The sequence below is a fragment of the Myxacorys chilensis genome, from assembly GCF_059505265.1.
Map to the genome: position 1 here is coordinate 106594 of NZ_JCACKG010000124.1, position 22892 is coordinate 129485.

General features: G+C 42.9%; 17 protein-coding genes and 1 pseudogene. 2 read left to right on the top strand and 16 right to left on the bottom strand.

What is annotated here, in order from left to right; all coding sequences use genetic code 11:
• The first annotated feature begins 29 nt into the window (after positions 1–29).
• Positions 30–593, top strand: coding sequence for a chromophore lyase CpcT/CpeT (locus AC5JLB_RS09305; RefSeq protein ID WP_495873550.1), 564 nt, complete (start codon positions 30–32; stop codon positions 591–593).
• 90 nt (positions 594–683) lie between these two features.
• Here AC5JLB_RS09305 and AC5JLB_RS09310 read toward each other — a convergent pair whose 3' ends face one another.
• The 3 genes from AC5JLB_RS09310 to AC5JLB_RS09320 form a co-directional block, all read right to left on the bottom strand.
• Positions 684–1073 carry an STAS domain-containing protein gene (locus AC5JLB_RS09310; protein WP_495873551.1) on the bottom strand — a complete coding sequence of 130 codons (390 nt, stop codon included), beginning with the start codon at positions 1071–1073 and terminating at the stop codon, positions 684–686.
• Between the two features lie 255 nt (positions 1074–1328).
• Positions 1329–2288: a beta-1,6-N-acetylglucosaminyltransferase gene (locus AC5JLB_RS09315; RefSeq protein WP_495873552.1), complete on the bottom strand. Its 960-nt coding sequence runs from the start codon at positions 2286–2288 to the stop codon at positions 1329–1331.
• 834 nt (positions 2289–3122) lie between these two features.
• Entirely contained in the window at positions 3123–3881 is a 759-nt protein-coding gene (locus AC5JLB_RS09320; RefSeq protein ID WP_495873553.1) for a WecB/TagA/CpsF family glycosyltransferase, read from the bottom strand.
• A 72-nt stretch (positions 3882–3953) separates the two neighbouring features.
• Between AC5JLB_RS09320 and AC5JLB_RS09325 the strand changes: the two are divergent.
• A pseudogene (locus tag AC5JLB_RS09325) lies at positions 3954–5017 on the top strand (IS630 family transposase).
• Between the two features lie 16 nt (positions 5018–5033).
• Here the strand turns inward: AC5JLB_RS09325 and AC5JLB_RS09330 are convergent.
• From AC5JLB_RS09330 to hemF, 13 genes are all read right to left on the bottom strand, one after another.
• Positions 5034–6230 carry a glycosyltransferase family 4 protein gene (locus tag AC5JLB_RS09330; protein ID WP_495873554.1) on the bottom strand — a complete coding sequence of 399 codons (1197 nt, stop codon included), beginning with the start codon at positions 6228–6230 and terminating at the stop codon, positions 5034–5036.
• Between the two features lie 33 nt (positions 6231–6263).
• Entirely contained in the window at positions 6264–7037 is a 774-nt protein-coding gene (locus tag AC5JLB_RS09335; RefSeq protein WP_495873555.1) for a glycosyltransferase family 2 protein, read from the bottom strand.
• 29 nt (positions 7038–7066) lie between these two features.
• Positions 7067–8344, bottom strand: a complete 1278-nt coding sequence (locus AC5JLB_RS09340) for an O-antigen ligase family protein (RefSeq protein ID WP_495873556.1) — start codon at positions 8342–8344, stop codon at positions 7067–7069.
• A gap of 45 nt (positions 8345–8389) precedes the next feature.
• Positions 8390–9664: a glycosyltransferase family 4 protein gene (locus AC5JLB_RS09345; protein ID WP_495873557.1), complete on the bottom strand. Its 1275-nt coding sequence runs from the start codon at positions 9662–9664 to the stop codon at positions 8390–8392.
• A gap of 342 nt (positions 9665–10006) precedes the next feature.
• The gene (locus AC5JLB_RS09350) at positions 10007–10246 is read right to left on the bottom strand and encodes a hypothetical protein (RefSeq protein WP_495873558.1); all 240 of its coding nucleotides are present in this window, start codon (positions 10244–10246) and stop codon (positions 10007–10009) included.
• A gap of 188 nt (positions 10247–10434) precedes the next feature.
• Entirely contained in the window at positions 10435–11364 is a 930-nt protein-coding gene (locus tag AC5JLB_RS09355) for a glycosyltransferase family 2 protein (RefSeq protein ID WP_495873559.1), read from the bottom strand.
• 30 nt (positions 11365–11394) lie between these two features.
• Entirely contained in the window at positions 11395–12111 is a 717-nt protein-coding gene (locus tag AC5JLB_RS09360) for an FkbM family methyltransferase (RefSeq protein ID WP_495873560.1), read from the bottom strand.
• 20 nt (positions 12112–12131) lie between these two features.
• Positions 12132–13466, bottom strand: coding sequence for a flippase (locus AC5JLB_RS09365; protein ID WP_495873561.1), 1335 nt, complete (start codon positions 13464–13466; stop codon positions 12132–12134).
• Positions 13467–13620: 154 nt separating this feature from the next.
• The gene (locus tag AC5JLB_RS09370) at positions 13621–14502 is read right to left on the bottom strand and encodes a class I SAM-dependent methyltransferase (RefSeq protein WP_495873562.1); all 882 of its coding nucleotides are present in this window, start codon (positions 14500–14502) and stop codon (positions 13621–13623) included.
• A 986-nt stretch (positions 14503–15488) separates the two neighbouring features.
• Positions 15489–17678 carry a GumC family protein gene (locus AC5JLB_RS09375; RefSeq protein ID WP_495873563.1) on the bottom strand — a complete coding sequence of 730 codons (2190 nt, stop codon included), beginning with the start codon at positions 17676–17678 and terminating at the stop codon, positions 15489–15491.
• Between the two features lie 114 nt (positions 17679–17792).
• Positions 17793–19301 (bottom strand): hypothetical protein, encoded by a 1509-nt coding sequence (locus AC5JLB_RS09380; protein ID WP_495873564.1) that lies wholly within the window; start codon positions 19299–19301, stop codon positions 17793–17795.
• 96 nt (positions 19302–19397) lie between these two features.
• Positions 19398–20825, bottom strand: coding sequence for a sugar transferase (locus AC5JLB_RS09385; RefSeq protein WP_495873565.1), 1428 nt, complete (start codon positions 20823–20825; stop codon positions 19398–19400).
• Between the two features lie 566 nt (positions 20826–21391).
• Entirely contained in the window at positions 21392–22435 is a 1044-nt protein-coding gene (hemF, locus tag AC5JLB_RS09390) for an oxygen-dependent coproporphyrinogen oxidase (protein ID WP_495873566.1), read from the bottom strand.
• Between the last annotated feature and the right edge of the window lie 457 nt (positions 22436–22892).

A 22892-nucleotide genomic window follows, 5' to 3' on the forward strand; every position in this document is an offset into this window, starting at 1 on the left:
TCAAGTTAGCTTAATCACGGTCTAAACCTATGTCTTCGTTAAATCTTCTGGCTCAATATTTAGCGGGTGAATTTGAGAATCGAGATCAAGCGATCACTGATCCGGCTTGGTTTGTCCACCTCCGCCTATGGCATCGTCTTGTCTCTCTGTTTAGCCAAGACAGTATTACTCTATTTGCCGAACAAGCCAATGTGATTAACCTCAACAATCCTTATCGTCAGCGTTTGATGCGGTTGCAGGCTCATGGCTCTGATCTCAAAGTTCAATACTATGCCTTTAAAGATCCCTCCGCAGTTAAAACAGGAGGACAACATCCTGAATTACTGCAAAGCCTCACCGAAGAACAAATTGAACTTCTGCCTGGATGCGTCCTTCACGTAACGCACAACGACAATTGCTTCATTGGCTCACCTCCGACCGATACCCGATGCTGTTTCGCCTACCAAGGCAAAACAATTCAAGTTTCTCTGGGATTTGAAGCGCGTTCAGATCAATTTCTGAGCTATGACAAAGGCATTGAGCCAGACACCGGAAAAGCTCTCTGGGGAGCATTAATGGGAGCTTATACGTGTACTAAGCAAACCCAACTTTAGAACCCCCACCACAAAAGCGGCAGACGAGAGATTCTATAACGCCGTGAAGAATCTCTCGTCTGCCCAAAATACTGCTTCTTCTCAATAAACCTAACTTGCTAGACTTCTCGATAAGCCTTCTAAGGCTTCTTCTTCCGTCTCAAAAACTTCAAATACCGAATCCATCATCGTTACTTCAAACACTAGCTTTGCTTCAGGATGCACATCGCAAATGCGAAAACTGCCTCTAAATTTATCTGCATCGCGCATTCCTGCAACTAAAGAAGTAAGTCCAGAGCTATCAATAAAATTGACCTGCCCCAAGTTCACGACAATGTGATTACTCTCTTTGGCAATACAATCTTGTAGCTTGAGGCGAAATTGCCATGCTGTTGTAATGTCTAAGCGACCCGATGGCTGAAGAATGACAACAGTCGTGCCATCTTGAGCTGTGTGCGTTCTCTGCTCCATCTGAAGTGCCTTCTGTTCCATGTAAACCATTGATTTTCCCTTAGCCCGACCCTTTGAACTTTGCTTTGTAAACCCCTATAGGGCTTGGCAGCGCGATCACAGCAATTATGAGCAACTATGCTAGTTAGCCCACAAACAGTAAAGGGCTAACGTAGTTTGCAGAGGTCTTTCGTATTCGGAGATGATTCACTGGCTGTGGTTACTGCACTTCAGTAGACTAATAATTCCATAGCGATATATGCCGCAATGAATCAATGACACTTCTTAAACATAGCTAAACCATAGCTAGACCTTTTCAAGAATCTTTTCGTCGATCATGTCCAAGATTTCTGCGTCTCTCGTTGAATCGAACTTTCTTCCAAACAAGTCAGAGGTGTTGGCAAGCCTATTAAAATCATCCTTGACAAAAACTCTAGGACCTTTAGGATTAGGGTTCTGCCAATCGATGTAGAAAAGATTATCATTAACTACTTTATCTTTGAAAGGAGAATTCAAGACAATAGTTTGAAAGAAAAGTTCGTCTGGAATTTCCACGTATTTGAAGTAATTGACATAGGCAGGGTTGGTTTGAATAAAATTTTGAATATACTCCACACAATTTCTAGGTAAACACCAAGATGCTGAGCCAAGGAAAACGTTGAAATCCTTTAAAAAAACTCGCTCTTCAATAGGAACCCAGAACAATAAAGATGTATATAAAGACGAAACTAAACGTAGCCATTTTATTTTGAGTATTTTGCTTCTTAAATAAGTACTAGCAGTCAACTGAGGTGGTAGAACAAGACGAAAATGAGTAGTTAGAATAAAATGCCAATAGTGAATTCTATCAGTACCGCTAGTTTGCCAACTCTTATCGGGTGGAATTCGATAATCTTCATAAGTCATGAATATTTTTCCTTCATTTTCCTCTAATACTTTCGCAATTTGATTGTTTGATTTTAGAGGATAATCTTGCCCAGTTAGTAAAATTAGCCAATCAAAGGATATATTTCTTTTGAAAATCTCATTTATTCCCTCTATTGGAGCTTGCACAAGACCGAAACCACCCCAATAGCATTTATTTCTGTGTATAAAATGGACGTTGTTAAGATGACAGAGTTGAGTCGTTGCTTGATGGTAGATCCTACTATCAGTCCTCTTATCTATGTGGATAAAAAATGACACATTTTCAGAATTGAGTCTAAGAACTAGACGAGTTAGCTGTTCGGGATACCTGTGTGCCAAAATAATGTAGGCAATTTTCATTTGACTTCTCATGCTAAGCTTTACAGGTTTGAGAGGATAAAGGTAGTGTTTTAGAAATGTTGATGACTACTTAAAGCAATTGTTCTTTTAGATTACGCAGGGCATTAGTCGAGCAAGCTTTCTTCCATATGATTGCTAGAGATAAGATGCAACGTGTATGTGGAGAATTCAAGTTTTTGGATGCGCTCTAGAGAAGGGATCATACCTATGCAATCTGTTCAAGAAGTTATTGAAGTTCTCAAAGATTATTCTGGGGAGTTCCATCCAAAGTACACCGCAATTTTTTACTCTAGAAGCAATTTTTTCTCAAGTTTTGCTTTTAGAGTAAAAACTGCTTCTAGAGTAAAGACTGAATAACTTGTTCTTACGCAAGAGTTGAATAAACTTTACTTCTGCACGAGCTGTTTGAAAATTATTAGATTTGCCATACCATCCAAGCGCAAAGTAAGTTGCTAGTCAAACACCAGTCTCGATTGGTAGCCAGTGAGAAGCAGGAAAGACAAAGAGAGGTTCGATCAGGAAGTGAAAATTTGGTGTTTGAGTGAAATATCGTTTACCAACTCGCTCTACTTCTTTTGCCATACGATAATGTTAAGCAAAGCGGTTGCTACTCCACTGGTTTTCGTATCTAGCAATCCCGCTATTTCCTAAAACTCATCTGTACCACCGACATCTAAAATTTTAATAGGAGTTGACAACGTGGCTAGAAAAGATTTAGACAGATCCAGACTTTTGTTGCGCAAAGTTGCGGCTAGCGAGTCTGACCGTTTAAAGGCATAAATCTGACGTGTGACTTACATCATTATGATTAAAGTCTGCTTGCGTGGTCTCAAACTAACTAAAAGATTTTTCAAACCCTAAACGTTGCTTAATTATTAAGTAGATAAAAGCGGTATTGCCAAAGATATAGCGTTTCCACAAACGGCGTGGCTCAATTAGAAGCCTAAAGAACCATTCCAAACCTATTTTTTGCATTATCTTAGGTGCTCGTTGTACCATTCCTGACATCAAATCAAAACTGCCTCCTACACCAATTGAAATAGGTACATTTAGCCGTTGGTAATTTTGACTGATCCATAGCTCCTGTTTCGGCGTTCCTAAACCTAGAAAAAGAATATCTGGTGCTGCTGCTTTGATCATTTCATCAATTCGCTGCGACTCTACAAAATCAGATTCAAACCCGTAAGGTGGGCAGTAGGTTGTAGCATCTAGATCGGGATAGCGAAGCTTGAGTGCTGCTGCTGCTTTTGCCGCTGCGCCAACGCGGCCTCCCAGAAAAAACACCTTCAACTGATGAGTTGCAGTAACAGCACACAGATGCTCAAATAGGTCGGTTCCGTTAATACGACCCTGCAAAGGCGTATTAAGAAGCTTTGCCGCCCATAAGAGAGGAACACCATCTGGAACTACGAGAAAAGCCTCTTTATAAACTTGTCTAAAGACAAGATCATTCTGCAAAAGGACAACATGTTGTGCATTTGGAGTGACCACATATTGAGGCTTTTTATCGGTCACAACATGCTTAAGGATTGTTTGGACTGCATCATCGAAAGAGTAGGAATCAATTTCCATTCCAGCAATTTTTACTCTCATTTTTACTAAATAGGAAGGCGAAATAAAATGTAGGATGAAGAGGTTCGTAGATCTTTAGATGAGTAGCCGCTAATGCCAGCCTCATTACGAGTTGTCCTGAGCGAAGAATCAGACCGCACTCTTAGGGAATTACGAGCTGCTGTGACGGTGCCTCAACGCATTAAAGAAAGATTGTGCTCACACGGTTCGATTGAACGCTCAAGGATAGAATGTGCCCGCCATTGCTGATATTTTTGAGTGTCAAGAACAAACAGTGCGAGTGACGCTGCGATGGTGGGAGCAAGGAGGGTTAGGTGGACTGTGGGATGCACCTGGACGAGGTACCAAACCGAGGTAGAAGCAGGAAGACCTTGCTTATCTTGAACACTGCCTCGACCAAGAACAACTCACCTACAACAGCGTCCAACTGGCAGCGAAACTAAAGCAGGAGCGACACGTCAAACTCAGCGCATATGGGATTCACCCAATTCTGCAAAAAAGGGTTCCGGTGGAAACGGACTCGCCACTCGCAACAGACCCAGCAAAACCTAGAACAACAGCGACTCAAACAAGCTGACCTTGATATTTTAGAGTTAGCTGCCCAAGAGGGACACATTGACCTGAAGTACTTGGATGAGGCAGGCTTCTGCTTATTCAGTCCTGTCAGTTACAGCTACAGTCGCATCAAGCAGCAGAAATGCTTGGAACAAGTGCCGACTCGTGGACATCGCATTAGTATTTTGGGACTGTGGCAACCGGAGCAACAGTTTGAGTATACTCTCGCTCAAGGTGGGTTCGATGGGAAAAGCTACATCACAGTCATGAACTCAATTGCCCAAAAAGCAGGTCTTACACTGGAACAAACGGGACGCTTAGCCGTGGTGGTGCAGGACAACGGCTCGATTTACAACCGAGAGATTGTGCAGCAGCAGTGGCAACGGTGGCAACAACAAGGCTTATTTCTGTTCTTTCTACCGCTTTACAGTGCCCAGATGAATCGGATTGAAGATCAATGGCACCAACTCGAAACTCATGAAATTGCAGGGCAGATGTTTGAGGATGAATATGATTTAGCAATGGCAGTGATTAGAGGAATGGAAATCCGAAGCAAAAAGGGTAAGTACTCGCTAGAGCGTTTTAAGTTTAATTCCACTTAGCTACTTACCAACGAATTTAGAATATATCTGCGACTTTCTTCTCTTTGAGCCAGCGAATTGCAGACTGATAAATACTCATTGTGATTTGATGATTTTTTTCTATGGAATAGCATTCATCGTATTGTCTACGGGCCAAACCTCCTCGACGAAGAAGCTCTTGAGGGTTAGACCAAGCCTCTTTCATAACTTTGACCAGATCATGAGAATCACCTGGCTCAAAGTACCATCCAGATGATCCATCTTTAACGATTTCAGAAGCAGCACCCATTCGAGCAGCTACTACAGGACATCCAGTTGCAAATGCTTCGGTAATTGTCATAGGGAAGCCTTCATACCACTCTGAGGCAAAGACAACAAGAGTTGCTTCCTGCATCAGTTGCAAGACCTTATTGCGTGGCAACGATCCTAAGTACTCGACGTTACTAGGCAAACTACCTCTCAATAGGATTTCTAGCGGTCCCTGCCCTACTATCTTTAGAGGAATTTCTCCGTCGAGCATATCCCAAGCCCTTAAAACAGTTTCAATTCCTTTGTACTGCAACAACTTGCCGACGAATAGAGCATACTTGCCTGCATGAGTACCAGATTGAATATCTTCACTTACAAAATTGGGTTTCACAGCAATTTTATGGGCAGGCAATCCTCCTTGAATAAACTTCTGGCGCGCAAATCGAGTCAAAGCGATATAGATGTCAACTTCATTCTGGTATGTACCTCGTAGGTGATTTAAAGTAAGACCAGCAGAGGCTACCGTTGTTTGTATGCGGTTATTCCGATAGCAACTATTAGCCATAGCAGGATAAGGAACCGTTTTTCCAAGGCAATCTTCGCAAACTTGACCATCTCTATAAAGATATGCACCAGGGCAAACAAGTTTAAAGTTGTGCAATGAATGAATAACTGGAACACTAGCTTCATGACAGGCAGCATAAACAGATGGAGAAACCAGTGGAATTGTATTGTGAACATGAACAATATCTGGTTTATGTTCACGCAACATTCCTTTCGCGTATTGATAGGAAGGTAATGACCAAAGAGAATCAAGAGCAACCTTTGCTTTTGATAAAGCACTCAGTTTTTGAATGGACGAACTCTCAGGAATCCATTGAACTACTTCATGTCCATATTTTTCAAGCATTTTCTTCTCAGAAGCAACTACAACACCTTCCCCGCTGAGATGCTGATATTCATTATGAACTTGTAGTATTTTCATGTAATTCCCATGCCCGTAATAGGTCAACTAAATTTAAGTCCAGTAGCAGCCTGTTGCAAATTTCCAACTCCAACGCAGTCCTTTTGCTAGCAAACGCTTTACATTTTCGGACCAGGAAGGCTCATTACCATAATATCTTTGCCTAATTAAGCATCCTTCGGTAATAGCAGTTTCTTTTAGCCTCTGTGTTTTTTGCTCTGGATATAATCGCATACAAGACCAATATTGACGAACATGATGTACCTTTGTAATTTCCGAAAAGCGAATCCATAGGTCGAAGTCCATAGTCATATTTAAGTTAGGGTTTAGTCCACCAACTTCTTCGTACAGACCACGCTTCCAAAATGCTGAAGGTTGAGGAATAAAGTTATGTTCATACAGACAAATGAAACGGCTAAAACCGGTCTCCTTACGGCGTTGGATGATGGCATCATGATCATCAATCCAAAAAGTATCTCCATAAACAAACTGAGCATCAGTCATATGATGAAAGAAATTAGCCACCGAATGTAAAGTTCCTGGCATTAAAAGATCATCAGAACATAACCAACAAAAAATGTCGCCTGTTGCATCTTTAAACCCTTTAATTAGGGCATCAGATTGACCACAATCTGGTTCACTAATCCAATATGCTAGTTGCTTTTCATGACGCCGAATAATATCAATACTATTGTCTGTGGAACCACCATCGATGATGATGTACTCTAAGTTGGGATAGCTTTGATTTAATATGCTGAGAATTGTTCTCTCAAGATAATTTCCTTGATTATAAGAGGGTGTAACAATGCTAATCTTGGGCAAAGTCATAACATCTCACTTTACTTAAATATTTAGAATCACAATTGTGAAAGAGACTTTTGAAGTTTCTGGGCATGACTTACAATGGATAAAGCGGCAACCGAGGAAGCAATCAGAATTAAGATTAACCAAGCAACATCAATATTTGCATTTGAAATAGACGCCCAAAAAAGATAAGCAATAAGCGAGCAGAAGGAAGCCTTCGCATAAATTGCAATTTCTCGATTTGGAAACTTAGCCAATCTAAAAGAGTAAAGTAAGAGGAGCAGTAGGAAAAGTAAATGAACCACTAGACCCACTAACCCCCAGGATATAAATAGCCAAAGATATATATTGTGAGGAGATTCACATTCTCCAGAGGCATTTAAGACACCAGCATGGTTACAAACGTATTCCCAACCTCGTACTCCAAACCCAAAGAAGGGGGATATTTCTGAACCGTATGCAAAGGCTGGAGCCCAAACTTTTTCAACCCGCCACCCAAAAGTTCCTTCTCCTTGTGCCTCGCTACTAAAAGCAGTTTGAGCGATGGTTGCTCCAACGGATCGAATAATTATACCTAGCGTAATTAACACGGGTAGGTATTTTAGTAGGGTTTTGATTGACAAATTGGAGTAAAAGAGAAATAGAACAAGGGGGTAAATAATAAAAAGTGCAGTTCGCGTTCCGTTAAAAAGAATCATTAGTGGAGTAATTGTTAAAGCAAAAATTCTAAGCAATGACTTTTTTATTCCCGATTGTTGCTCAGTATATGCCAAAAAAAATGGCAAAAGCGTCATTGCTCCATTTGCATCTTCATTTGCAGCAGCAAAAATGCCATCCAGTTTGAGAGTGTCGCTTCCGTACGCCTGCATTATTGTTGTTAGGCTATAGCCTGAATTAGCAATGACACCGGGATATTGAACAATTAATAGAAAAAATAAAGTTGTGAGAGTTGCAGCACAAATATGATGTACTTTAACGCTATTCTTCACATTGAGTGTTGAGAGTAATGCGATGAATCCTAACGCCCAAGATATATATCGAATGACACCTGTAGAATGAGTTGGTACAGCATCCCGTGGAATTGCAAGAAACTGAAATACTAAAATACCTAAAAGTCCTACGATCGGCACCAAAAGGGGAATGACACTTTTCCTAAGCCGTCGCATCTCAATTGAATCTAGAATAACCAGTATTAAGAGAGGCATTCCAAACAGCCTGATTGCTCCTGCAAAAGAAAATCCTAAGATTCGAATGCTTTCAAAGGTTAATTCAGGCTGTAATATCAGCATTCCTGGCTTTGGAATAGATATCATTACGTCATTCAGAAGCATTAATATCGGAATATAAAATGCCTTCGTCTTCATAATTAGATAGTCTTACAACCTTTTGATACTAGCTGACTGATTCAGAACAGAGTAAAAAAGCGATTGATACCGCCGAGCCTGTATCTCTTGGCTAAATTCCTGTTCTACCTTTTCACGTGCCCGACCGGATAAGCTTTGATGTCGCTCTTGATTTCCTAACACCCAAGCAATTCCCTGCGCTAAATCCTCAGTTTGATAAGGTCTAGCCAAGTAGCCATTTTGCCGATGTTCAATCATATCTGGCATGCCACCAATGTCGAAAGCAATACAGGGAGTTCCACAAGCAAGGGATTCCATTACTGTATTAGGCAAGTTATCTTGCAGTGAAGGTGCAACGAAAACATCAGCCGCAGAATACGCTAATGCTAATGAACAATCGTCGTTTAAGATACCTAAATAATGAGCTTTAAAGCCTAAATTAAGTGCTTTATCGGAGTTTGAACTCCCAAAAATTATTAGTTCTATTTCATCTCGTAATTCGGTTTTATGAAGCTCTTCTAATGCTGCTAGCAATAAATGAGAACCCTTTCTTTTTTCACTTGTTTTATTTAGTGATCCGGTCAAAAGAAGCTTTTTTCCGTAGGGTAATCCTAAAATGTCCCGTGCAGTTTTAGGAGCAAAAGGACGGTACTTTATAGCGTCTAATCCATTAGGAATAATTTCAACCTGAGCATTTTGTAAGAGAGAACTATTTCTAATGCTTTTAGCCATCCAATTGCTCAAAGCAACAATCGTAAAATTAACGTTTTTCCAAGCTTTTGCTTTACGTTGCCATACTCGCCGAGATAGATCAAAATCCTTGGTACTACCTAACTGAGGACAACTACCACAGGATTTAGTGTAGCGATCGCAATCTTCATTATAGTGACATCCTCCTGTGAAAGCCCACATATCATGTAGTGTCAAGATGACGGGCTGTTTGAATTTGGCAATTGACTCAATTTGAAGATATCCACCAGATGTCCAATGCAAGTTAACTATATCTGGATTTAGAGCATTAACATTTGAAACAACTCCATCTTGGAGCCATTGAGGTGAAAATAAATTACTCCTACGATTAGGATATAACTTCACGGGCACTTGATTTAAAAGGGTTCGTGACCCATGCCTAATTTGAGCTGATGCAGAGGCTGCATTTCCTCCAAAAACGCTGTTTGAGTTGCTTTGCTTGAACTGAACCAACATTTGAGAGCTAACACCTACACTGTGTAATCCCTGATGCAATCGGTAAGCAGCCCGCGCTGCTCCCCCGCAGATATCAAAAGTATTCACAAGCAAAACTTTCACAATTAATGCTCCTCATCCTCAGAAGTGGCTAGGTTTATTACCTTAATTCAGGACAACAGCCTCAGTTCCAGCTTCCTCGGAGCAATTAATTTTTCTCAATTTACGAGAGGGAGCTTCTACACAAATTTCAGCGGCTAGAATCGGTTTAGCAACTAGGCTTTCTGCTCTAACAAACGATTGACCGTTTGATTGAACAACCAGGAAGAACCGTCACGTTTGCGCCTAATCAGACATTTTCCTCGATAAAGATACCCATTTCAGAGTCGTCTCAAGACAAATCGCTGTAAAGCTGTTCAGGCAGGACTTTGTGATTTGAAGCGATCAAAGATACATGTTGACCAATCAAAGTATTTTTTCTAATATGGATCTTCCTCCTGCGGCGCGGATATTTGCGTGCGAGCCAATAGCAGATCGATCTTCAGCAATAAATTGACCCGAAGCATTACTGAAAGGGGATTTTGCATAAACAGAAATTTCAGAGAATAGACCAATTACAACATTCTTACCTAGCTCAATTGCAGTTACTTTGTCGTATTGAAAGACAACCGGAAATGAGATCAGTGCTTTTGGATTGTGAGCCATTACTTGAAAGTGCCGCAGCCAATGCCGAAGATTAAGCAGGGGTCCCCGCAACAACGCCTTAATAATAAACGTAGCTTTCACTAATTTTCAGCGCTTAGTAAATTTATAACTCTAGATTAGGGGCGGATTTCTGAACTTCTTTAAAGGGTTTGCGCGAAAAGAATAAACCTTTTCGTGTCTATGTTGTTCTAAATTTTCAGTTTTAGAGCGTCTAAATAGAATTTGAAAATTTTCTTTGTTTTCCATCCTGCACGCTGCAAATAACTCATGTTGTAGACTTTAGCTTGAGTATAGTTATCGGCAGCTACTGCTCTTACAACATAAGGAGGATGCAATAATGGAAATTCCATTTCTTCTGAAGCAAAGCTGCTAAACTGCCTTTTTTCTACTGTGTGTGTTGCGTCTGCATTAAATCCGATGTTGGTTACTAAGTTGAGGGCAGGATGAATGCTTAAGCTATTTTGCAGCCAGCAAGCGAGAACCCATCTAGTATCCCAAGTATCAATTTGGAGATTGTAGGTAGACTGAAAAAGCTTATTCCAAGTCTCGATTGCTTTGGAATCCAGCAAAATATCACGAAGGATGTTTTTATCTTTGACTTCTTGCCAAAGCTGCATCTCATAATCAAAATGTTGCCATGCTCTTTTCCACGTTGCCCATCCCCAACAGAGAGGATAGCGGGAGAAGTGGTAACTATATTGTGAATTCAAGTTTCCCGTGGCGAAGTTTTGCGCAGAAATGCTATTGACTCGCTTATCAAATCGATATCGTTCTAGTAACTCCTCGCAAAAACGAAAGAAGGTTGAATGCGGAACACAATCATCCTCAAGAATAATAGCTTCTTCCACTTGCTCAAATACCCAATTCAGTCCACTCGCAACTCGTCTTGCACATCCTAAATTGACTTCAGAGTAGTTTTTGATGACTTCACAGTGCCAGTCTACTTGTTCAACAATCGCACGAGCCGCCGCGCATTTTTCCACCTCACCTTCACGATCGCCACGAGGACCATCAGCAATGACAAACAGAGTGGATGGTTTTGCTTGTCGAATCGCTTCAAAGACTCGTTTGGTGGTATCTGGTCGCTTGAAGATGATAAAAACAATGGGAGTATTCATATTAGTCTGTGTCTAAGAACCGCATTTGAGCTATGGTGAATCTGAATTTTTGAAAATGCCAGTATTAAATGTCTTTGCAACTAAGCTGTACTGCTGAGCACCTAAAAATTTACAGATATCAGTGTTAAGCACTCCATCAACTGTTGGTTCCAAGCACTCAACTAATACATATTTCGGTCTAAACCGTTGCCAGTTGCTCGACTGTATGACTTCTAGATCTAGCCCCTCTACATCAACTGTCAAAAAGTCAATCGTTTGATTTAATGCAACGTATTGAGTCAAAACATCTTCAAGGCGATGAGTTGAAATTTTTTGTGCTTCAATGACGTGATATTCGTTCTTATCATGGCGGCGTTCAGAAATATCAGCGTTAAAGGTGTTTAAGGCTGGTTCGTTAAAAATTCTAAATTCAAGATCAAGCTTATCTTTAGAGATGCCCATTTCTAAATTGATGTCCCTCGGTCTGAGCCGCTCAAACAGGCGCATACTTCCTGGCGTTGCATCAATATTGATGCCTGACCAACCTCGTTTATAAAATAGGTAAGTATTTGAGAAACGCTGAGGATGATGAGCACCGACATCTACATAAAATCCATGCTCTCTGTAGCCTAAAAAGCGCTCTAAGATTCGGTCTTCTCCTTCTTGCGAATACGAAGGAGAAGCGTATCCATCTAACGCAATTTTTTTTGCTTCTGACAAAATACGTGTAGTTGACTTTGGTAAGACCGACTTAACGAGGTTTTTCATAGAATATTTGCTCACCATGTTTATCGAGATATAGATTTCATAGCTTTAAACACCCAAACGAGGGTCAGCGCATTAAGCATCAATTTGCCAATGCTCCGTAATCGTGGATAAAATGCACATGAAAGCAAAACTGCGAATAAATAAGCAACTACGGTTGCGATCGCAGCACCCAAGCCAGCATATTTTGGAATTAGGATCATATTTAACCCAACGTTGACAATCGCTCCTATGACAGTCGTTTTCAGAGAAAAAATCACTAAGTTTTCAGCAGTTAACCAAATACTTCTAGCAACTCCCAAGAAGACAAATACAGAAGCCCAAATGTGTGTAACTAAGATAGGGATCGCTTCTGAATAGTCCGAGCCATATAGCCTCAAGATAATTGGTTCTGCCAGAAAACTCATAGCAATGGAGATAGAGTAGGAAATTAGAACCATTCCATCAAAAACTGTCTGGATTTTTTGGTAATACTGCTTAGGCTCGACTTGTCTTGCTTTGATAATGGCAGGTGAGACTGAGGACGCAACTGCAACTGGAATGAAATACCAAACTTCGGAAACCCTCAACGCTGCTGAATAGACACCAACGGCTCTATCACCTAGCATCTGACCTATCATGATTTGATCAATTTTCATGTAAATCAGGATTGCAATGCCTGAGAAAATTAGAGGGGAACTGTCTTTGAGCAACTGCCGCATTAGCTTGGCATCGATTTTCCATAGGCCAAATCGCTGATTTTGAATTTTATAGACGACCACTAATCCTAAAACGCTCAGAATGACCTCTGTCAAATAGAGATAAGCGAACACTTCAAGAGGTGCATGAAGTTGAAGACAAATAACCTTGAGAACCGTTGTGATAGCAAACGCAGTATTTCTAGCTAAAACTGTATTCTTAGCTTGGACTTGTGATTGAAACCAAAGATCAATGACCTCAAACGACTGAAAGGCAAATCCTGCTGTGAGGATGGGAACAAGCGATCGACTTAAAGTATCAGAGCGAAAGAAGTAAATACTGATAGTTGCTAGCAGAGTGCCAATTAAGCCGCCAGATAGCTTCAGACAAAATGCAGAGCCCAGCAAACTATTCTTTCGAGTAGGATGCTGAACAATTTCACGGATCACAATACTGTCTAAGCCCAGCGCCGCGATGGGCGTAAAAAAAGCAGCAAATGCGATCGTATAATTCAGAAGCCCAAACTGCTCCACTCCAAGATATCGTGCAACCCAAATACCTATTAATAGTCCGACCAACATTCGCAGAACTTTATCAGCAGTTAACCATAAGCCATTACCAATTATTTGACGTGTACCAGGAGTAACCTTTCGTTTAATATTCGCAAGTTTACTAAGCATGTAATTAATTAGTTTGAAAAGCGAAAATCTGCATCAAACTTAAGCCCCAATTGAGCCTTCCAGCCGCATTTCAAAGGATAAAAATTTTGTGATTGAGCTAATTGAACTAAGTTCAATTAGCTCAATTTAGTAGGAGTTCTATAACAGTTTAGCCCTAATCTAGATTGGGCTTGACACCTTCAATGAATAACGAGTCAGGTTTTTTAGCTTTGCCCTCTAAAACATCAAGACCATATTGATTAAAATCAGGAATTTGGCTCTCGTCTGGGCAACAAACTTTAATGTCCTGAAATCCTGTTTGTTGCAGTAGACGCTTTAAGGAGAATCGATCGTACATCCAATGATGAACTTCGCCAGCGTTACGAAATATGCCTTCTTGAAAGCTTTTTTGAGCAGCTTTTCCAGCAATTATTGCAACAACCAATCCAGCGATCTCATATCTTGCTTTCTGGATTAAGTGACTCAGACTCATCCCTGCTAGTTTCTGCTTTAACGTCATCTGAAAGCCATTCTCACAGTATTCTATTTCGGTTCCAACTCGTGAAAGCACAAAATTTTGGTTTTCAACATCTTTCAGATATTGAAGATATTCACCCATCTGCCCCCCACGCACATCACGCGCCACTTGGTCGAGCAACTCTAGCATCATCCAATCATAATTTGTTTGTGCTTCACTGGTACCTAGATCTGCTTGCTCTAGTTCATGTAGATAACTTCGTGTAATTTTTTCTAAATCTGGAACAACTACACGAATAATTCCGCCTGATTTAAGCACCCGGAACTGTTGCTGCAAGAACTCCATTGCTTCTGGCTTCTTAAGATGTTCAAGAACATGAGAACTGTAGCAAGCGTCGACAACATTGTCAGGAAATGGAAGTCCCCGTCGAGCGTCATATCGTTGAACTTCCTGAGTACAAGGAACTAAATCTAAATTAATCCATGCAGGATGGAAGTTATAACCACAACCAATGTTGAGTAGCTTTAGAGATTTCAGTTCGCAGGGCCGGAAGGGCTGCTTTCGCATGATTTGAGCCATAACTTTATTTCCTTTTAATGGCTAAACGTCTCTACTATCGTACTGTTACGCAAATCCAACGTTGTCTTAATTAACTTAAGAGCCGCCAACTGCTTTTAAGCTGTGTCGAGAACCGTTGAAGTGCGCCTCGTTTGCAGCTCACCGAATAAACCTGAAATCTTTGGCCCCTCCACATCCAACTATCCTGGATTGTCGCTGTGTGAATTCGCTCACCGATGGATTTCCATGTGGATCAATCACGCCGCTCACCGTTTCCACATCTCCACTGAAGGAGGCGATAGCTAATAGTCTCGCTCTCCCACTTTCCGCACATGAAATCACTGATTGCTCTGACAGTGCTCGCACCAAAACGCTTCTAGCCACTCCCCGTTCTGAGCAACCGTTGTTTGACTCGCAATCAGCATCAGCGCACTGCGTCGCCCTATGCCCCGTTACCGCAATTGCCCAGGGCAATCGGCAAATATTTTGTGCTTCTGACTCACACTATCTAAATAACAACCATGGACTGGGCGATAAATAGCGCGTCGCAGCGATCGCTTTCGTTTTCGGTTACACTTATCCTGCGATTCGACCTTCCTAAGCTGCACACGTTCAACGCCAAGGAAAGGTTACGGCGGAGAAACTGAGATCCGAAGATCATCAAAGCTCACTCCAAACAAATCACCTACTCTATCCAGTTGTTAGATTAGTTGAAATTTCTTTCACATCAATTGAACATTTAGTTCAACGCTTTTAGAAGCAGCAATCTCAAGCAAAAAAATCGTTTAGTCTATCTAAATTTTGGAGCGCTCCTGACGAAATGATAACATAATACGCTGGCTCTTGCAAGCATATTTAATAATGGGAATATAGTGATTAAAAACAACATACTTGAGAATAAGCGGAAAAAGCCAAAAAGCAAATTAAGATTCAACATGAAACTTCTTTTGAATTACTGGAGATACTAGAATTCAACCTGAAACGAATTAGAAAATGAAACTCAAAAACTATCGCTGATTCAACGAATCGCTCACGCTTATATCCCGCTCTGATTGAACGGTAGGCTCCATTTCTTTGTTGTAGTAGAAGTAACTATCCGGCTCATTTCCAGTATCAAAGTGATTGACCACCATTCCCAAAACGGTTTGATCTGACTGAGCTAAATAGTGTTTCGCTGCTTTCCCATCCGCTGCATTAATGACGCCCGGACGAACCACCAATAAACTTCCATCTGTCATCTTATTAAGTACCGTTGCATCTGCCGTTCCAGAAAGCGTTGGTGCATCAAAAATGACAAAATCATAGTCCTGAGTGAAGGATTCGATCAGATCTGCCATGCGTTTAGAATCGAGCAACGCTAACGGATTAGGCGGAAGCACACCAGACGTCATAACATGCAAATGAGGCGTAATGACCTGCACTGCATCCCGAAATTTCACCTGACCCACGATCAAATTACTCAACCCGACCTGATTCAACACACTCCACACATGGTGCTGGCAGGGGTAGCGCAAGTCTGCATCCACCAGCAGCACCCGCCGTTGAACTTGAGACATCGCTGTTGCCAAATTCGCCGCGATCGTAGACTTCCCTTCTTTGCGAGCTGAGCTTGTCACCACAATCGACTTCAACTGTTTATCAGAGGTCAAAAAGCGTAGATTCGCATGGAGCATTTGGTAGGCTTCTTGCGCTGCAAAACTTGGGCGATCGCGAGAAATGACTTGAGGAATCGCCTGATCGCCGCCGAGCCGCTCAGAATCTCCAACCGTTGGAATCACACCTAGCAGCGTGTACTGAAACAACTCTCTGGCTTCTCGCAGCGTCTTCACCGAGCGATCGCTATAGTCCACTAAGAACGCTGTAGCAGTTCCAAGCAGTAGCCCCGCGACACCACCCGCCACCAAATAAAGCAACGTTTTAGACTCCACTGGTTCGGGCTGCACTTCCGCCGCCGATACAATGGTGGCATTCCCCACCGCTTGATTTTCAGCAACCTGCACTTCTTGCAACTTTGTTAACAGCGTTTTGTAAGTTGTTTGTGCCGCGTCTAGCTGACGTTCTAATTCCCGTTGTGTCTTTTCTAAGGCAGGTAAACTCTGCGATCGCGCTAGATAAGCTGACTGCGATCGCGCGAGTGCCTGAAGTCGTTGCGCCAAACTAAACCGCTCTACCTCAGCTTTTGCTAAATCAGCCACCAGACTTTGCGCTGTCGTTCCGATTTGCAGCTTGCCGTTCGGCACTTGTAAATTTGCTCCCAAAATTTCAGCGACCTGCTCTTGCAAAACTCCTCTTGCTGCCGTCTCCTGACGTTGCAGCAGATCAATTTCAGGATGCTTTGGGCTGTAGATTGTTCGTTGTTTCGCCAGTTTTGCCCGCACTTGCTGAATTTCTGTCAAGGCTTTCTGAACATTCTCTGACTGATTGAGCGCTGTAATCGCCAGTGCCGTTTTTGCATCCATTCCCACTTGGCTACGAAGTTCAGACGTTCGGGCATTAGCTTGCGTTAATTCCGCTTGTGTATCTGTAATCTCTTTATCTAGCGTTGATAATCCTGTTACCGTAGCCGATGCTTCTTGCTCTAAGGCAACAATGCCATTCGCCTCTTTAAACTGACGCAGATTTGCTTCCGCTTGGTTAACCGCTTTCTCGGTTTCCGGTAACTGCTCTACAATAAATTTCTTCGCCGATACAGCTTCCTTCCGATTGAACGTAACGTTGTCTTTGAGATAAGCTTGCATGACTCGATTCACTACCGTTGCTGCAAGCTCTGGGTTTTTTGCCCTGTAAGTTAACTGCAAAATATCAGTTCCCACTACAGGTTTAGCAATCAGAAGATTGGAAAATGCTTTAGGAGTCAGCCGTTTGCCTTGATTGTCAGTTAGATTGAGCGATTCAATCGTTTCCCTGGCGATCGAGAGAGAGCGCAGAAGTTCTGCCTGTGTGCTTAACGGATCGCTTTTTTGGGTCAACGCCTCTAGCTGTCCTGAATCCGACTTAATCCCCACGAGTGTAGACGTTTTATCTGACTTGAATAGCAGCTTTCCGGCTGCTTCATAGACAGGCGCTCTGGTGAGAGCGTAGAAAGCAGACAGCCCAAGCAAACTACTGGAAATGAGTGCGATCAAAAGCCATCGGCGCTTCAACACCAACCAGTACTTCTGAAAACTAATCTCTTCAGAATAATCAATCGCGTCCATGGAGAGGAGAGGGGGGGTAGAAGGGAGCATTCTTTACCTGATTACGAGGTGGGCTTACTTTCTCCGGAACCTTATCGAATCAATTTGAGAAACGTAGCTAAGCACAAACAACGCCTAAGTCAATGGCAAAACAATAACTTGTTGCTGATAATCAATAAATCCAAACTCTGGAACAGACACAACTTGCTTAGCTTCTTGGGTAAACCTAGCCCAAGCGTTCTCGTAATCCTTCATTGGCAATCGAAACACCTGAAAATCACCTAATTCGTTCGCCCTAGGAATTACAGTTGTGGCCTGCTGAGTAAGCGGTACAACGGCAATATTGAGATCTTTAGGCAGTTTTTTAGATACGTCTAGAAAATGGCGAATCGTCTGTGCGGCATTAATGCTTTGGCTAATCTCTGGAGACACGTTGCCTAAGGTGACATTTCGACGATTTACATCTACTCTTGCCTTAATTTCGTTCAGCTTAAGCGCAGATTGGGCGTCTTTAAGGAGTAACTTTGTAAACGGCGGCAAGGGGAGTGATTCTGCTTTAGGAAATTTAGAACCCGGAGCCAAGCTTCCGGGGATTGTGGCTTTGCCAAGCTCCGTACCCGGTTGATCCAGTTCAGCAGAGCGCAGGAGTTGCAATTGGGGGCTTAAATCTTTTGAATTTGACTGCGATCGCGGAGTGGCTTCAGAAGGTGACGTTAGAATGGATTCAGAAGACAACCCGTAGACAGGCTCTTTAGGGGTTAAAGCAGCCGATTCACCAGTCCTTAAGTTAGATGTTCGGTGAGCTGAATTTAGCTGTCCTTGCACCCACTCTGGCGCAGATGGAGTCAAGGTTGGCAGGGGGGTTGCTGAAGATGAATCAGAACGAATTGGACGAGCAACGATCGTGGTTGAGGTAGAGATGTTTTTGGGTGAAACAGAACGAGTATTAGGTGCGCGCCTTTGGGAAGTTTTAGGATTAGGCAGCTTAGCCGATGGACTAGAAAGGGATTGTAAATCAATCGACTGACGACTAATGACTTGACCAGGCAACGGAGCGCGAATCGCGGGACTGATGACTTTAGGAATCCGAACTTTCGTGATTCCTGGTGAAGGGGCTCCGCCCGAAAGCTCCATTGTCGAAGCGGGAGGTGCAACAGCAGACGAGCTAACCCGAGGAGATTGAGTCGCTGAGTTCTTCTGATTGAGCGTCGCGTTAGTATCTCTAGTTAGCGTGGGTTGAGCCGCTCCTTTTAGCAAAAGAGATCCTGTAACCGCGATCGTAGATAACCCTCCAACCCCAATTAACCCAACTTTTACCCAAGGATGACGCCAAGCGGTCGGCGGTTCTGAATTCACTCCAAAAGTCTGACTGTGCCAAAGCAAGGGATCTTCAATCGAACGCTCAACAAATGACTCGTAGTAGGCGAAGAACCCCTCTGCCATAGAGACATCACTGGTACAGTACGTCAGATTAGTGGCGTTTTCCACAGAAACCAGTTCAGCATCAATGGCATTAGAGGAATCGTCTACGCCGCTTGGCGAATCAGTTAAGTTTGGCTCAACACCGTTCAACTCCTGATGGATATCAGAGTTAAGAGTGGATTGAGTATGAATTGGTTTAGCGGCGTCTGTCATAGAGTCCATTGAGTTTTCTAAAAAGATTCAAACCGTTTGATATCGGAGAAGCCACACAGTAGAAATTTAACTCTCTCAACCATCAGCGCCAGTTAGGGTTCGACATCAATAAGCTCCCGTTCTGCAAAGCACGACTTGAACCGTTTTCAGCAGTATCTTCAAATCCAACCAGAGCGACCAATTTTGGATGTAAGCCAGATCTAACTGAATTACGTCCTCAAAGTTATTTATGTTCGAGCGCCCCGAAACCTGCCAAAGCCCTGTAACTCCTGGCAACACCTCATGACGCACAAAATGATGAGAAGCAAATTTTTCGACATCACGTACAGGTAACGGGCGAGGACCGACAAAACTCATTTCGCCCAGTGCTACGTTAAATAGCTGTGGCAATTCATCCAGACTATATCGCCTGAGGATATCTCCAACGCGAGTCACCCGAGGATCACGCTTCATCTTGAATAGAATTCCATCTTTTACGTCATTCTGAGCCTCCAGTGACTTTTGCAGTTCGTCCGCATTCTGTACCATTGTGCGGAATTTCCAGACCTCAAACGGTTTGCCATGCAGCCCAATTCGAGTTTGTCGATAGAAGATTGATCCCGGTGAGTCAAGTTTGATCAGTAGCGCGATCGCAGCATAAACGGGAAACAAAATGCTTAGAAAAATCACCGTGCCTAAGAAATCGAGGGATCGTTTGATCAAAAAATCGATGCTTGTAATCGAAGGCGGTGAAAAGCTCAAGGCTGGAAATTGTCCCAACGTCCAAAACCGCGACCCCTGAAACAGGGATTCTAGCCCAAGTGGAATGACGTGCAAAGTAATTCCTGCCGATTGAAATTGCCAGCAAAGAAACAATTGATCCTGAATTGCCCTCCACGAGACAAATGCTTCTACAACTCCCAACGCCTGAATTTTTGCAAACGTCTTCTCACGTTCAGAACTGCTGAGCGACTTTATCCCAGCGCTTCCAACAATGTTATAGCGGTTTTCTTTGAGAATGATGCGAGTCGAGCCTTCTAACTCTTCGCCATCAGAAATGAGAAATACTGGATAGCGAATCGCCCCTTTCTGCCGCAATAGATTGATAGAGAGATCGGCAACAAGATGATTCGCGCAAATGAAAACAATGCTGAGTAACCAGAATGTAATGAAGTGCGATCGCGAAATGAACTGACCAGGATGGTAAAAGTAGGCGATCAACAACAGCAAGACCTGCGCGATCGTCAATGCTTTGATCAGCCCTATGTAATTCCGGCGAGATGCACCAGATTTATAAAAGTCTCCAGTAACGAGAACACCTAACTCAACACAAAGAACAAGGAGCGGCGCAAGCGGATTTTCTTGAAAGTCCCAAGTGGGTAGCCAAGGAGTACTTACTGCTGCTGCGATTTGCCACGCGATCGCTACTAATACAAGATCTGACCCCAGGAGAACAACTCGTAGTCCTCTAATAGATAATCCTTTTTGAAAACAGATGAACGCTGGGGAGCGAACATCACGTTTCGCTTCCGAACGAGATACAGTAGGGAGCATTGCTGCACTCTCGATAATTAATTAAACGTGAAGACAACCTTTAAGACAAGAAGGTTATCGGAGAGCTACCCTTTAACTAAAACTTAGAGCTGAAACTAGACTTGTCATTCAAGACAACTGCTGTGACAAAAATACTAGACCAGTCGGGAAGTAAGATAGAAAACCCCTGAAAGATGCATACAACAGACTTTTTAGTCTAGCCTTTGAAGCTACGAGCCTTTCTGTCGCTTTTCTGTTGCTGCTTAACAATTTCACTTTGATGCGTTAGTTGAAACAGTACTTCATTAGAATCAGAAAGCGCAATTCCCAGTCCTACAGTTTCACGAAATCTTTAACTTACTAGCTGCAGATCGAGTTCACCGAGGTGAACTCTCTCACCTTTACTACTGTCAAAAATACTACTGTCAAAAACATTTCACAAAGGTGCAACTCCGAAAAGCAAAGACAAACAAAACCGCCGACTTGCTGAGCCGACGGTTCCATGCAAAATTTTCAGTCCTACCAAATAGGGAAGCCTAGAGAACGTGCTGATTTTCAACACCTGTAGCGATCGCTCACACTCTAGCTCAATGGGCTGACCAGTTCACCCAATCTTGAGGCTTGAGAAAAATATCATAGAGGCGGGCTTCTGGACTTTCAGGTTGTGGCTCAAACCCATACTCCCATCGCACCAAAGGCGGTAAGGACATCAGAATCGATTCAGTCCGTCCGTTGGTTTGCAACCCAAAGATTGTGCCGCGATCGTAAACCAAGTTGAATTCGACGTAGCGCCCGCGTCGATAAAGTTGGAAATTGCGCTCGCGATCGCCATACTCGGTATTCCGACCACGTTCTGCAATCGGCACATAAGCGGGCAAAAAGGCATTGCCGCACGACTGCACAAACGCAAACAAATCTTCCCACGTCCGATCTTTCACCGTACCGGCTGCCTGACTTCGATGAGCAGCAGGGCTATCTAACTGAGAACCCGGATAGGAGACTGGATAGAGAATTCCTTGAGTGTCCTGGTAGTCAAAGAAAATTCCGCCGACGCCACGGGTCTCATTGCGGTGCTTAAGGTAAAAATACTCATCACACCATAGCTTAAAGGTCGGATAGTACTCCGGATGGTGAGCATCACACGCCGACTTCAAGGTTTGGTGAAAGTGGATGACATCTTCTTCAAACGGATAGTAAGGCGTTAGGTCAATGCCGCCACCAAACCACCATACGGGGCCTGCTTCAAAATAACGATAGTTGAGGTGAACCGTCGGAATATAGGGGTTACGTGGATGCAACACCATCGACGTTCCGGTGGCATAGAAGCTGTGACCCTTTGCTTCTGGACGTTGCACTAAAATCGAGGGCGGTAGATCCTTTCCCCAAACCTCCGAGAAGTTAACGCCGCCTTGTTCAAATACATTTCCCTCGCGCATGACTCGCGATCGCCCACCGCCACCTTCCGGACGCTCCCAGCTATCTTCTTGAAATTTGCCTGCGCCGTCAACGGCTTCTAACCCTTGGCAAATCTTATCCTGAAAAGATTTAAGCCAATGACTAACACGATCGCGAGAATCCGACGGAGGTAGTGCTTGGGAGGTAGTTTTTTCTGAGGTGGAAAAAGCAGTCATATATTGCGGTTCCTGAACAGAAAATAGCGTTTTATTAGGTGGCAAAGAGCGCAGCGAAGGCTCTGGGTCGGCGGCAACATAACTTTACTCAACTTATTGCAACCATTTAGCAATCCAGTTAAGAGTCAGCACTCCGCAAATGCAGATTTATCCAGACTATCGTGGATTGGCGATCAAAATCACCTCTAGCGGCTATCCGGAAACCAGAATGAGCCTTTAGAAAGCAGAATGATTGAGTGTAGAACTATTTGAGCATCGTTAAGTTCTATGAACGCGCCATTTTCGCTATAACAGATGAACGTCATCTTTAAAGGCTTGATGAGGTGGGCCTGCGAATCTTGCGAAGTTATCGCTCTCACGTAAGCTTTTAGAAGATATCCAGCATCGGATCGCTGAGCTTATATCGCTTCTTGTCTGATTGATCGTCACCTGTTATCCCATTTTAAGGAGGATAGCC

Coding starts and splice junctions, on each gene's coding strand:
- AC5JLB_RS09305 (WP_495873550.1), top strand. CDS start 30: ATGTCTTCGTTAAATCTTCTGGCTCAATATTTAGCGGGTGAATTTGAG.
- AC5JLB_RS09310 (WP_495873551.1), bottom strand. CDS start 1,073: ATGGTTTACATGGAACAGAAGGCACTTCAGATGGAGCAGAGAACGCAC.
- AC5JLB_RS09315 (WP_495873552.1), bottom strand. CDS start 2,288: ATGAAAATTGCCTACATTATTTTGGCACACAGGTATCCCGAACAGCTA.
- AC5JLB_RS09320 (WP_495873553.1), bottom strand. CDS start 3,881: ATGAGAGTAAAAATTGCTGGAATGGAAATTGATTCCTACTCTTTCGAT.
- AC5JLB_RS09330 (WP_495873554.1), bottom strand. CDS start 6,230: ATGAAAATACTACAAGTTCATAATGAATATCAGCATCTCAGCGGGGAA.
- AC5JLB_RS09335 (WP_495873555.1), bottom strand. CDS start 7,037: ATGACTTTGCCCAAGATTAGCATTGTTACACCCTCTTATAATCAAGGA.
- AC5JLB_RS09340 (WP_495873556.1), bottom strand. CDS start 8,344: ATGCTTCTGAATGACGTAATGATATCTATTCCAAAGCCAGGAATGCTG.
- AC5JLB_RS09350 (WP_495873558.1), bottom strand. CDS start 10,246: ATGGCTCACAATCCAAAAGCACTGATCTCATTTCCGGTTGTCTTTCAA.
- AC5JLB_RS09355 (WP_495873559.1), bottom strand. CDS start 11,364: ATGAATACTCCCATTGTTTTTATCATCTTCAAGCGACCAGATACCACC.
- AC5JLB_RS09360 (WP_495873560.1), bottom strand. CDS start 12,111: ATGAAAAACCTCGTTAAGTCGGTCTTACCAAAGTCAACTACACGTATT.
- AC5JLB_RS09365 (WP_495873561.1), bottom strand. CDS start 13,466: ATGCTTAGTAAACTTGCGAATATTAAACGAAAGGTTACTCCTGGTACA.
- AC5JLB_RS09370 (WP_495873562.1), bottom strand. CDS start 14,502: ATGGCTCAAATCATGCGAAAGCAGCCCTTCCGGCCCTGCGAACTGAAA.
- AC5JLB_RS09375 (WP_495873563.1), bottom strand. CDS start 17,678: ATGGACGCGATTGATTATTCTGAAGAGATTAGTTTTCAGAAGTACTGG.
- AC5JLB_RS09380 (WP_495873564.1), bottom strand. CDS start 19,301: ATGGACTCTATGACAGACGCCGCTAAACCAATTCATACTCAATCCACT.
- AC5JLB_RS09385 (WP_495873565.1), bottom strand. CDS start 20,825: ATGCTCCCTACTGTATCTCGTTCGGAAGCGAAACGTGATGTTCGCTCC.
- hemF (WP_495873566.1), bottom strand. CDS start 22,435: ATGACTGCTTTTTCCACCTCAGAAAAAACTACCTCCCAAGCACTACCT.